The following is a 12,364-nucleotide window of genomic DNA, read 5'->3' as shown; positions in this document are numbered from 1 at the left end:
CCCTTACTGTCCCCGCGCCATGGCAGACTCAGGCGAGCTTGCCCGCCGTGCCTTCCAGCAGGGTCCAGGCTTCGGCGCCGAAGCGCTCCTGCCATTCCTTGTAGAAGCCGCTCTCGCGCAGCTTGGCCTGGAAGCTGTCGGACTTGGCGCTATTGAAGGCAAGGCCCTTCGAGGTGAGTTCGCCCTGGAGGTTTTCGTTGAGCTTGCGCACGTCCTCGCGCTGCTGCAGGCCGGCCTCGTTGAAGGCGCGCGACACGATCGCCTTCACATCGTCTGGAAGGTTGCGCCAGGAGCGGCCGTTGAAGACGAAGTGATAGCCGTCCCAGCTGTGGTTGGTGTTGGAGCAGAACTTCTGCACCTCGTACAACTTGGCGGTCTGCACGATGGCGAGCGGGTTTTCCTGAGCGTCGACGACCTTGGTCTGCAGGGCGGAGTAGACCTCGCTGAACTGCAGGCTCGCCGGCGTGGCGCCGAGCGCCTTGAACAGCGCGATGCCCATCGGGCTAACGGGAACACGGATCTTCAACCCCGAGAGGTCTGCGGCGGAGGCGATCGGACGCGTGCTCGTCGTGATCTGCCGGAAGCCGTTGTCCCACATCTTCTCGAAGGTATGCAGGCCGACCTTGGCGAAGCCGGCGCGGATCAGGTTGCCGAGCGGCCCGTCAACCGCCTGCCAGACCTGATCGTAGGTGTTGAAGGCGAAGCCGACGCCGGTGATGGCGCTGACCGGCGCGAGCGTCGCGATAACCAGCGTACCGGCATTGAAGATGTCGATGCCGCCGCTGCGCACCTGCGACAGCATGTCGGTGTCGCCGCCGAGCTGGTTGTTCGGGAAGATCTTGACCTCGACACGGCCATTGCTGTCCCGGGCGATCCGCTCGGCCGCCTCGGCGGCACGGATGTTCAGGGGATGGCTGAGCGGCAGGTTGTTGCCGAACTTCAGCGAGATCTCCGCGGCCCGGGCCGGGCGCGGCAAGCCCATGATCAGCCCGGCCGCGGCCGGAGCCAGGGACAGGTTCGTTAGGAATCGGCGACGTGTCGTCAGTGTCATGGACGTTCCCTCCGTCTTTGTTGCCTTCTGTGGCAACCATTGGATTTCGTTGTCAGTCTTCTCAGGGCCGGCCGAACGAGCCGGTCAGTCTCATCTCCAGCCTGTCGTCTCAATTGCAGCGCGCATGCATGCCGCCATCGACGAATAATTCGACGCCGTTGATGTATTTGGCCTCGTCGCTGGCGAGGAACACGGCGGCATGCGCGACATCCCAGCCATCGCCCATGCGCCCGGTCGGCGACATCTTGTGGCGGGCGGTGACCATGGCTTCGGTGTCCTGGTAGAAGCCGGAGATCTGCTTGTAGATGTGCGGGGTATCCATCACGCCCGGGAGGATGCAGTTCGCCCGGATGCCCTTGCCGGCATATTGCAGCGCGATGCTCTGGGTGAAGCTGTTGACCGCACCCTTGCTGGCTGCGTAGGCGCAATAAGCGTAGCCGGTCCAGCGCACGCCGCCGAGCGCGCCGATATTGACGATGGCGCCGCTGTGCTGCGCTTCCATGGTCGGCAGCACGGCCTTGCAGGCCAGGAACATGCTCTTCACATTGACGGTCATCACGCGGTCCCAGACGTCTTCGCCGGTCTCGACCGGGCCGCCCTGGGAGGTGATGCCGACATTGTTATGGAGGATGTCGATCCGGCCATAGGCACTCAGCGCCGTCTCGACGCTGCGCTGGACGTCCTCGAAGCGGGTGGTGTCGGCCGCGACCGCGATCGCGTCATGGCCTTCGGACAGGATGATGTCGCGCGTTGCCTCAGCCGCGGCCGCGTTCAGGTCGACGGCGACGACTTTCGCGCCCGCCCTCGCATAGGCTGCAGCGGCAGCCTTGCCATTGCCCCAGCCATCACCGATGGAGCCGGCGCCGAAGACGATCGCGACCTTGTCCTTCAGGCGTCCTTCTGTGGACATCGAAACCCGTCTCTCCTGCGCTTGGCCTTGCCAGGGCATCATTCTGGATGATGTGTTATGAGGTTGATGTTTCTCAGCGATGCTGCGCCGCGTCGGATGCGCGAGCAGGTGCCTCCATGCGAATGCCGGGGCTTGGCTGCCATCAAAGCTGATATTCTCGACCTGCAATAACCTCCCGAGCCGGCTCTTTCATCCGCGTCTTGGCGCGAATTGGGCCAAAACCTAAGTTCGGTTCAGGTGCTGGTCAAAGCGTTTTTATGATGTTATTTGATGTCTTATGACGGCTTCCATTCCAACCTATGGCCGAACCCTGCCGACTCTGGCGGATGTCGCGGCGCGCGCCGGCGTTTCGACCGCGACCGCCGATCGGGCGCTCAATGGCCGCCCCGGTGTGAGGCCGACGACGCTGCGGCGTGTCCTCCACGCCGCCAAGGAGCTCGACTACATCGCGGATGTGAGCGATCGCATGCCCGCCGGGATGAAGCCGCTGCGGCTCGCCTTCCTGCTGCCCTCGGGCGAGAACAGCTTCCTCGGCATGCTGGGCCGGCTGGTGGCGCGTGCGCAGGAGCAGTTCGCCGGTTTCAACATGCGGGCACGGGTCGAGTACATTGAGGGCTTCCGCCCCGATCTATTGGCGCAGGAGCTGAAGCGTATCGGCCGCGAGGTCGACGGCATCGCCTTCATGGCGCTCGAGCATCCGCTGGTGCGCGAGGCGGTCAATCTCCTGTCGGAGCGCGGCGTGCCCACCGTCGCGCTGATCTCCGACATCGCTCACAGCGCGCGTGCGGCCTATGTCGGGCTCGACAATCGCGCGGCCGGGCGCACGGCCGGCTATCTGCTCGCGCGCTTCATCGGTGACCGGCCGGCCAAGGTCGCGATGATTGTCGGATCGCTCAGCTACCGGGCGCATGAGGAGCGCGAGATGGGCTTCCTCCACCTCTTCCAGGAACTCTACCCGGCGATCGAGGTGGTCGGCCTGCGCGAAGGCCATGACGAGGAGGCCAGGAATTACCGCCAGACCAAGACGTTGCTGGCGCAGTACCCCGACCTTGCGGGAATCTACAATATCGGCGGTGGTCCGGAGGGCATTGGCCGAGCGCTCCGCGAAGTCGGGCGCCAGCACGACATCGTCTTCATCGGGCATGGGCTCACCCGCGAGACGCGCAGCCTGCTGATGGATGGCGTCATGGATGCGGTCCTCACGCAGAACCCGCAGGCGACGCTTATGGACTGCATCTCGATCTTCGCCAATCTGCGTGCCGGCCGGCCGGCGGCCGAGGGTATAGCCCGTCCCGGCATCGAGATCGTGCTGCGCGAGAACTTGCCTTGATTGGCTGAGGCGTCAGGTGGTGCGCCCGACCTCGCGCGCCACCTCCGAGAACCGTCGCATCCCGGTTTCCGGCCGCGTCGCGATCGACAGGAAGCGGGCGGCAAAGGCAAGCGAGTCGCGCTGGCTCGGGCTGAGCTGTTCGCAGCGCTGCTGGTCGGCCAGGCCGGTCTCCTCGGCCTCGGCCAGCGCGGCCTTGAGCTGCGCTTCGCTGAGCGCACCGGAGCTGACCAGCGAGCGCAGCACGGCCGAGAAGGCCAGCAGCATGCCTTCGAGCTGTAGATTGGCGACGTTCATCTCGTCCTCCCGACGGTGATCGATCGGGCGGTCGGACGGCCACCGGACAAGCCTGCGCCGGGGGCCGCTCTCCGGCGCCCGGCACATCTTGGCATGCTAAGCCGCCCGCGGCGACCGGTGATCGTCGCTCAGAGCCGGATCCGGTTAGGTTGTTTCCAACCTGACCGGTGAATCCGTCTCTTACTTTGAGTCTGAGACCGTTTTACCGATCGGCTGGCAATGCCAGCCGATCGGAACGGGCTCAGGCCGCCTGCGGCTGCGCGGCTTCGCTGAGATAGGCGCCCTGGAAGGTCGTCATCACATGCGCGACCATATCGCGGGCGATGTGGAGCTGGTCCTCCTCGAAGGCGATCGCCCGCGGCGAGTTGAGTACGATTTCGTAGCTCGGGAAGTAGTCGACGAAGTCGAAGCGGCGGAACAGCTCCTCAGCGACGGCGCGCAGTAGCGATTTCGAGGCGCTGTTGGCGACGATCACGTCAGCGTCCTTGAAGGTCGCGCCGAACGGTACCGGCGAGACCGTGACGATGAAGCGCATCTCTGGATGGCAGTGCTCGCGGATCAGACCGATGATGTCGAGCATGTCGGCCAGCGTCGCGTCATAGCCGTAATCGACGAAGCGGAAGCGTTCCGGCATGCGCTGCAGCCAGGTCGGGCCGGGATGGGCGTTCATGGCGATCCCGGTCTCGGCGTCGAGCCAGGTTTCGGTCAGGCCGAGTGTGAAGAAGCAGATGCGCGCATTCTTGATCGTCGCTGTCGCCTCGGTGAGGCGCTTGCGATTGGCGAAGGCAGTGTCGCGGTCGAGCGGCTTGAGACCGCTGGCATGGGGATCGAACCATTGCCCGGGCGCGAGCTCGATCAGGCCCTCATTGGGGTAGCTCTCGCCGCGCAGCACGCGCTTCAATTCGTGGGTCATCGAGCGGACCGAATATTTGTTGAGCGCGCCGCGGCTGAGCTCGCCGCGATTGGCGCCGCCGCCGCGGCCCGTCTCTTCGTTCCAGCTCTCGAAATGCTCGGCCGGCACGCCATGGCCGCGCAGCAGCAGCGGCAGGCCACGCATCATCAGGATGTTCTCGACCTCACGGGCGAAGCATGAGCCCATGGTGAAGATCGGCCAGGACGGGTCGATCTTGAATTTCGGCTTGTGCTCGACGGAAAGGTAATTGCCGGTCGTCAGCCGCTCCTTGGCCATCTTCTCCGGCTTGCCCGAGATCCAGCCGCGCACGGGATTGCCGCGCATGATGGATAGGGCTGTGCCTGCGTTGTATTCGATCTTCATGACCGTCTCCTAACGTTCGTGCAAACCTCTCGGGCTCGCCGGGCACTTGCTGATGACCCGGAGACCTCCGGGGCATTTCCTCTCCGTCGGCGCGATCTTCGCCGCGCCGGGTCTGGCCTCACATACGGTGGGGAATGCCGTTGTAGTCGAGGAAGCCGCGCATCCGGTCGTAGGAGGCGGCATAGCTCTTCGCGAGATTGTTCAGCGCCGACTCCTGGTAGACGGCGCGCCAGCCGCCTTCAGCGAGTGTCGCTTCCGGCACGACCGGAATCTTCAGCGTCTCGGCCAGTTCCTGGCTGCGCGTGTCATAGGCGACGAGCACGCCCGGCACGCCCTGCGCGACCGCCGGCAGCACACCATGGACGCGATAGCCGACGGCAAGGTCGATCGAGCGCGCGAATTCGTCGTAACGCTCGACGTCGAAGAACGAGAACAGCTGCTTTTCATAGATGCGCCGCATCGGCGCATCCTCCGGGCCGTCCCACCACTTGGTCTTGACGAACTCCGCGACCGCCTTCTCCTTGGCGGCGCCATCGCGCAGGAAGAATGCCTTCTCCTCCTGCTCGCCATGCGAGGACATCACCATCTCGCTCTGGCCGTCGACCTTGAGCAGCGCGGCTTTCTGGTTGCGCAGATAGGCTTCGGGATCGGCCGTGTAGCTCTTGTCGGCTTCGCGGCGCAGGCTGAAGGCGACCTTGCGGATCTCGCGCTGGTCGGGGATGCGGATTTTGAGGTCGCGGTTGCGGGTGCGGAAGATCGAGGGGCAGCCGACCACCTCGACATTGCGGATGCCGTTCTGGCGCAGGGTCTCGGCGCTGAAGGCGCCGCGCACGCCGATCGCGGCCGAACGCTCGGCGACGATCGACCAGAAGCGCTTCGACGCCTCGGGGAGCTCGATCTTGCGGTTCTGGCTCGCCTGGGCGCCGACGCCGATCGCGTAGACCGGCAGCTTGACCTTCTCGAGTACCTCGACGGCGCGAAACCACTCCATGCTCTCATGGATGAAGTTCGAGCCGCGCACGAAGACGAAGTCGAATTCGCTGGCATAGCGCGCAATGTCGGCATCGGTCGGCGACATGATCTTCATCGGCTCCAGATGCGCATAGCGCAGGAGCTTCAGCGTCGAGTCGTAGACGATCATGTCGCCGATGTTGAAATAATCGCTGAGCAGCTTCTCCATCGGCGCGCGGTACCACCGCACCTTGTCGTGCTCGTAGACCTCGCCGGCCGGGTAGATCACCAGCGCGCGCAATTTGGTCTCGGTCGCGATCGGACGCAGATTCGAGCCCGGGGAGAGCGTGCCCGTGGCTGCATCGGCGATCGCGACCGAGTGGGGGCGCCCATTGGGCAAGCTTGGCAGCGGGATGGTCAGTTCAGCGACATCGGCTTCGCCGGTGATGATCGCGCCGGGCTGGATGGTGGCGTATTCCTGCCCGTCGAGCATCAGCTTGAGCACCGGCCAGCTTCGATCGGGGCGACGCCCGATGGCGACGACGACCTCGCGGGTGGTGGCGCGCAGGATCTTGATGGCGTTCTGCGCCGAGACCACGGAGCCGAGATTGAGCACGGGCGCGTTCATGGCCCCTCCTTGACGAACTGAACTTTGAGGCGGACGAGGTCGCGGTCGGGGCCGAGCTTGCAGTCGGCGACCTTCATCCTGGTCATGAAGAGATAGGCCTCGTCGCCGGTGGTCTCGAAATTGCGCGAGCGCGAGGCCGGATCGGCGAGCGCGCCATAGCCGTAGCGCAGCCGGTCGCTGCAATTCTTGCTCCACATGGTCGGGTGGACCATCAGCGTCTGCAGTGGCGACCAGCGGATGAGGTCGTCCGACCAGCTATAGGCGACGCGGCCACCGGCAATGTTCTGGCTGGGGTCCGGGCCGAGATGGAAGATCGCAAGCCATTTTCCACTGGGCTCGTGCCTGGTCAGCGAACCGACCGTGGTCGGCAGCGGCTTGAGCGTCTGGCAGGGCCGCGCCTCGCTCAGATCATCGCGATAGGGATCGACCGCGCGGATGGTGAAGTCCTGCCCGTCAAAGGCGCGCCAGGAGGTCGGGTCCTTGATGTTGCTCGACCGGAACAGGCAGACGCCGTTCTTCTGGCCCTCGCCGCCAGTGGTCATGATCAGCGCATACCAGGCGCCGTCCTTCTGGACGATGTTGGACGGGTTGAAGAAGCCGCGATGCCGGCCTTGGCCGACCTCCTGGGGGAAGCCGGGGGCCGCCACCAGCGGGCGCGGCTCGTCGGTCTTGAAGCTCAGGCCGCCATCGCTCGAATGGGCGGCGGTGACGACGTTGTACCAGCAGCTCATGGCATCCTTGAAGCGGCAGGCGCCGGGATGCTTGTCGGCGTGGTATTCGGCGTGCACCAGTGCCTCGACATTGCGGCCATCGCCGGTCCAGGTCGCCGCGATCCAGCTCTTGTCGCTGAACTGGCTCGGGTCGGCGCTGCTCTTCGCCTCGAACGAGACCGCGCAGCTCTTGCGGATCGAGGCGAGGTTGCCGCCGATCAGCGGGCGGCTGCGGTAATGGCTGGCGAAGGCGACGACCTCGCCCTTGTTGTCGCGGAAGGCACGCAGGGGCGCGTCCGGCAGGTCCCATTCCTCGCAGCGCTCGCGCGCCCAGGAGACGACCGTCTCCTCCTTCGCGTCGGGAGCGATCTCCAGCCGATAGCCGACCCCTTTGGGCCCCGGCGCCTGCTGCGCGAGGCCGGCGACCGGAGCTGCGACTGCCAGCAACGCCGCTGGCAGCCAGGCGAAGGCGGTGCGGGCGCTCCTCATGCCACCTTCCTTTCCGGCTCGGGAGCCGGTGCGGCGGGCGAGGCAGCCGCAGCCGGCTTCACCATCTTGTGGTCGATCTTGTTCTCGCTGAGGAAGGCGCTCATCGCGCCGTAGGTTCGGGCATAGGCCGCATTGAAACGGTCGAACCGCGCCTGCTCCCAGTAGTCTTCCAAGCGGAAGTCCTTGCCGTCGAAGACGTCGACGCTCGGGATCTGGAAGGTCTCGGCGAACTCGACCGTGCGGCTGTCATAGGTGAAGTAGATCGAGGGCGTGCCATTGGCGAGCGCCATCAGATTGCCGTGCAGCCGGTAGCCGAGGACGAGGTCGAGCCTGCGGACGAGCTGCTCGTATTCGGCGACGACGTCCGAATAGAACATCCGGCTGCGGTAGAGCTCCTCCATCCGCTCATCGAGATACCATTGGGTCGCCCAGCCGTTCTCGCGCAGGGCGGCCATGCCCTCTTCCTTCTGCTGGGCTGAGCCGAGGGCGAGCTTCTTCTCCTCGACCTCGCCCTGGGCCATCAGCGTGACCTCGAAGCGCTCAGCCATCGCCTTCACCAGGTCGCGGTGGAAGGTCAGGTAGCGCTTGATGTCCTTGGCGTAGTGCTTCGAGACTTCGCGGCGCAGCGTGATGCCGGCCTGTTTCACGGTGTCGAGCGCCGGCAGGCGGATGGAAAGATCCGGCCGGTTGTTGCGGAAGGCAGTGGGGCAGCCGATGATCCGGACATTCCTGATGCCGAGCCCGTTCAGCACTTCGGCCGAATAGGTGCCGCGCACGCCGAGCGAGGCGGTCGACTCCGAGATCAGCTTGAGGACGGTCTTGGTGTCTTCGCTCAATTCGAGCTTGCCGGTGACCGGCGCCTGCGCGCCGATGCCGAAGGCGATCACCGGCAACTTCAGCCGGCGCAGAACCTCGGCGGTCCGGCTCCAGTCCATCTCGGCGTGCACATAGTTCGAGCCGCGCAGGAAGACATAGTCGAACTCGGCGTTGAACCGGTCGATCTGTGCCTCATCGATGCTGGTGATCGGCAGTTCCTCGAGCGCCTCGAAATTGAGCAGCTTCAGCGAGGAGTCGAAGACGAAGGCGTCGCCGATGTTGTGGTAGTGCTCGATGTGGTTCTGCAGCTGGGCGTGCTCGTACCAGCGGACGTTGTCGTGGTCGTAAACCTCGCCCGATGGGCTGATCACGAGGATGCGGGCCATGGTGCGTTCTCCCTTCTTTTATCAGCCCCAGCTCACGCGATCATCGGCGCGGCGGCGCGATTGGCCGGAGCCGGCATGCCCCGCTCGGCGATCAGGCGCTGGTAGAGCGCAAGATGCTGGTCGGCGCAGTCGACATGGCTGAGCGGCTTCTTGATGCCTGCGCGCAGGCGCTCCCATAGCCCGGGCTCGCTCAGCGCCCGGGTCATGCAGTCGACGAGATCCTCCGGGCTGCTGGAACGGAAATGCAGTCCGTCGACCTCGTCGGTGATCTTCTCGGCCATGCCGCCGAGATTGCTCGAGAGGATCGGGCGGCCATGGAAGAAGGCCTCCTGGATCACGATCGGCGAGTTCTCCCACCAGACCGAGGGCATCACCACCCAGTCGACCGAGCGCATCAGGTTCGGCATCTCGTGGTTCTGGAAGGCGCCGCAGAAGCGCACACGCCGCCCGGCGGCCTCGACCAGATCGGCGAACTTCTTCTTGTAGGCCTCCGGCTGCCTGTCGAGATTGCCGCCATAGACCAGGAGCACGCTGTCCTCGCCCCAGACCGAGTCCGGAATGCGGGTGACGGCGTCGAGCAGCACGTCGGCGCCCTTGTAGGGCGTGAGCTGGCCGAAATAGGCGAAGCGCGAGCGCCGGCCATTGGCTTCGGGCACTGGCCGCGGCGGCGCCACCTCGGCGACGTCGATGCCGTTCTCGATCACCGAGAAGCGCTCGGCTGCGAGACCCCATTGCTGGTAGCGCTCGGCCAGGAAGCGGCTCGGCGAGACGAAATGGTCGGCGAGGTTGAGAATGCCCTTGATGAAGGTCTCGCGGGCGAGGAAGCGTGCCGGCGAGATGTCGGGGAAGCAGGCGTTGCAGTCGCTCGGCGAGGCCCGGTAGCAGAGCTTGAACGCGCCAGTCTTCACCATCTGGCCGTGGTGGTGGCAGATCGAGAGATATTCGTGGAAGGTCACCACGATCAGCGCATCAGGCAGCGTGTCGCGCACCGCGAACAGGCATTCGAGGCCGAGCCCGATGAAATGGTGGAAATGCACCACGTCGGGCTTGAGGTCGCGCAGCACGCGGACGAAGTCGCGCTCGATCTCGTCCGTGGCGCGGTTCGACAGCAGGAAGTGATCGTACTCCTCCGCGTAATAGAGCAGTTCGCCGCCGCGCTGGCGCAGGCTCATCAGGGCCGTACCGCCATGCCGCGGCGTCGGCGCGCCGACCCGGGCGAGGTAGTGCGTGTCCACCTCGGCCTTGGCCCGGAAGCCCTTGTGCAGGTTGTAGGAGGCGACCTCGGCGCCACCGAGCGAGAAGGAAGGGTGGCCGTGCGAGACGACGAGGATACGCATGCTCATCCTCTCATGTTAGAAATGGCCAGCGCCCAGCGCCGGTCGAAGCTGGTGCGGTCGGCGAGGCTGATCAGCGCGCCGACATGCGGGCGGGTCTCGGCGTCCTCGACGACGTAGATCTCGACCTCAGGCACCCAGAGCGACGGCACGCCGTTCATCCGGAGCTTAAGGCAGAGATCGAGACCCTTCTCGCCGGTGGTGAAGTAGCTGCGCGAGAAGCCGTCGACCTCGATGAAGGCATTGCGCGACATCACGCAGCATTCGGTCGCGCCAGCGGCGACCTCCATCGGCCCGAGGCTGCCGATCGCATCCAGGGGATAGCCGACGAAGCGGTTGTAGACCCGCCGTCCGGCGCCTTCGCCTTCGAGCCAGGCGCCGGCCCAGCGGATCGAATTATCCTCGAACAGCAGGGTCGGGCTGGCGACGCAGTGGCCGCCGCGGCCGCGATAGGCGCGCTCGAGCCGCCCGAGCCAGCCCGGCATCCGGATCTGGGCCGCGCCGGAGAGCAGCGCGACCGTCTGGAAGCGGCAGGCGCGCACGCCGGCCTCCAGCGCATCGCAGGTATCCTCGACGCCTTCGACCAGGACGAGTCGAATCTGGAGCCCATAGAACCGCGCCAGCCGGCGCGCCTCGGCACTGAGCCGGTCGAAACTCTCGCCGGGGGCAGCGACGACGATCGGCAGCGGTTTGATCTCGGGATCGATCGCGAGCAAGGCGAACAGGCTGGAGAGCTCGCGCTGACGATGATCGAGGCCGATCACCAGGCCCATGGCGGCATCGGCGTTGAAGCGGCCGATATCGTGCGTCTCGACCGCCTTGGGCGGCGCGATCTCGGCGGCTTGCAGGGCAGGGGCGATCTGCTTTTCGACGACGGCCATCGCGGTCGATGAGCGTGGATCGAGTAGGCCGAAGACCCGCTCCAGCGCGCGCCGTGCCGGATTGCGGCCTGGTGCGAGCGGCAGGAAGGCAGGGCCATGGCCCTCGACCTCGAATTCGAGATAGAGCGGCTGCCCCGGCTCCGGCAGCAGCTTGGGCGCGAAGACGATGAAGCCATGGCTGTTGCGCCGGCTCGCCATGGCGGGACCGAAGCGCGGATCCTCGGCGAAGGCGGCGGTGACGTCCGGCCGCACGGCGCGTGTCCAGATATTGTCGACGGTGCAGGACTGCGTGCCGCTGCGCAGCACGACGTTGCCGACCTGGCGTTCGGGATCGAACAGCCAGCCGATGATCAGGACGCCGGTGCCCTCGACGATGGTGGCGTCGTCGATGCCGGCGCGCACCGGCTGGTCGAGGAAGGATATGGTGTCGCGCCCGTCGAAGCGCTGCGAGGCGTGCTTCAGCTTCTCGGCCGTGGCAGCTGGGGCGGCGCCGCGCTGCAGCCCGTCGCGCAGATGGCCAGGCACGGTGATCTGCTCGAGCACGACATGGCGCTCGTAGACTTCGAGCGCGCGCCAGCCATCATTGGCACGGAAGAACAGCCGCTCGATTTCGCTGGGATGGCGTATGGCGCACTCTTCCAGCAGCCCGAAGAAGCCACGCGCCCCCTCGCCGAGGTCGTCGCGCTCGAAGGTTCCGGCTTCCAGCACGGCCGGCGAGAGCCCGCCATGGGCGACCAGCAGCTTGGTCCGCCCGGCGGCGAAGTTCGCGGTCCAGCCTTGCACGAAGATGCCGTCGTCGAGCGGGCCCATGACCTCGACGAAGCCGCCGGGCTTGGCGACCGACTGCAGGAGCATGCCGACGGCGCGCAGGCGACGCGGGTTCGACTTGCCGGCGAGCAGCACTTCCAGGAGCCCGTCGACGACAGTCGGGAAGGCCTGGCCGGCCTCGTCCGCCAGCGCGGCAAGAAAGGCCTGCAGCGGCAGCGGCTTCGGCGCCAGGATCAGTCGCAGCGGCCGGCCGGGTCGGCCGAGCAGGATCGCGCCGGAGCCGGCACGATCCGGAGACGGGGCGGGTGCAAGGCAGAGGAAGCCGACGGCTTGCGTGGCGTCGGCCTGCGGCCGGCGCCAGGTCAGCGCCATCGTCTCGACCTTGTTGCGCGGATTGCCGTCGACCGCGACCGGCACCTTGCCGGGGATCGCGTCACAGGCGCTCATGATCAGGATCGCGTTCTCGCCGAGTGGGGTCCAGGCGACGGTCGGCGCCGGGCTGACCCTGGTCCGCTCGGGGATGATGACCTCGTTCATCGC

General features: G+C 66.1%; 10 protein-coding genes. 1 reads left to right on the top strand and 9 read right to left on the bottom strand.

Features of this window, described 5'->3' with window-relative positions; genetic code table 11:
* Positions 1–28 precede the first annotated feature (28 nt).
* Together ACSQ24_RS24660 and ACSQ24_RS24655 are read right to left on the bottom strand one after the other, a co-directional pair.
* Positions 29–1,051, bottom strand: a complete 1,023-nt coding sequence (locus ACSQ24_RS24660) for a TRAP transporter substrate-binding protein (RefSeq protein WP_436097235.1) — start codon at positions 1,049–1,051, stop codon at positions 29–31.
* Between the two features lie 109 nt (positions 1,052–1,160).
* A complete protein-coding gene (locus ACSQ24_RS24655) occupies positions 1,161–1,961 on the bottom strand; it encodes an SDR family NAD(P)-dependent oxidoreductase (RefSeq protein WP_436097234.1) in 801 nt (266 codons plus the stop codon).
* Between the two features lie 277 nt (positions 1,962–2,238).
* Here ACSQ24_RS24655 and ACSQ24_RS24650 point away from each other — a divergent pair, with 277 nt between their 5' ends.
* Positions 2,239–3,291: a LacI family DNA-binding transcriptional regulator gene (locus tag ACSQ24_RS24650; RefSeq protein WP_436097233.1), complete on the top strand. Its 1,053-nt coding sequence runs from the start codon at positions 2,239–2,241 to the stop codon at positions 3,289–3,291.
* Positions 3,292–3,303: 12 nt separating this feature from the next.
* On the opposite strand, the gene ACSQ24_RS24645 is transcribed toward ACSQ24_RS24650, so the two are convergent.
* From ACSQ24_RS24645 to ACSQ24_RS24615, 7 genes are all read right to left on the bottom strand, one after another.
* Positions 3,304–3,585, bottom strand: a complete 282-nt coding sequence (locus ACSQ24_RS24645; RefSeq protein WP_436097232.1) for a hypothetical protein — start codon at positions 3,583–3,585, stop codon at positions 3,304–3,306.
* 241 nt (positions 3,586–3,826) lie between these two features.
* A complete protein-coding gene (locus ACSQ24_RS24640; protein ID WP_436097231.1) occupies positions 3,827–4,861 on the bottom strand; it encodes a GSCFA domain-containing protein in 1,035 nt (344 codons plus the stop codon).
* 118 nt (positions 4,862–4,979) lie between these two features.
* A complete protein-coding gene (locus tag ACSQ24_RS24635; protein WP_436097230.1) occupies positions 4,980–6,440 on the bottom strand; it encodes a polysaccharide pyruvyl transferase family protein in 1,461 nt (486 codons plus the stop codon).
* Entirely contained in the window at positions 6,437–7,639 is a 1,203-nt protein-coding gene (locus ACSQ24_RS24630; RefSeq protein ID WP_436097229.1) for a hypothetical protein, read from the bottom strand. The genes ACSQ24_RS24635 and ACSQ24_RS24630 overlap by 4 nt, the downstream gene beginning before the upstream one ends.
* Positions 7,636–8,841 (bottom strand): polysaccharide pyruvyl transferase family protein, encoded by a 1,206-nt coding sequence (locus ACSQ24_RS24625; RefSeq protein ID WP_436097228.1) that lies wholly within the window; start codon positions 8,839–8,841, stop codon positions 7,636–7,638. Before ACSQ24_RS24625 ends, ACSQ24_RS24630 begins: the two co-directional genes overlap by 4 nt.
* A 32-nt stretch (positions 8,842–8,873) precedes the next feature.
* Positions 8,874–10,178 (bottom strand): glycosyltransferase family 4 protein, encoded by a 1,305-nt coding sequence (locus ACSQ24_RS24620; protein WP_436097227.1) that lies wholly within the window; start codon positions 10,176–10,178, stop codon positions 8,874–8,876.
* A gap of 2 nt (positions 10,179–10,180) precedes the next feature.
* Positions 10,181–12,361, bottom strand: coding sequence for a glycosyltransferase family 2 protein (locus tag ACSQ24_RS24615; protein WP_436097226.1), 2,181 nt, complete (start codon positions 12,359–12,361; stop codon positions 10,181–10,183).
* Between the last annotated feature and the right edge of the window lie 3 nt (positions 12,362–12,364).

This window comes from Allobosea sp. LjRoot237 (assembly GCF_964253285.1).
Taxonomy (GTDB): Bacteria; Pseudomonadota; Alphaproteobacteria; order Rhizobiales; family Beijerinckiaceae; genus Allobosea.
Note: the sequence above shows the minus strand (reverse complement) of the source record. Positions and strands in the feature narration are given on the sequence as shown.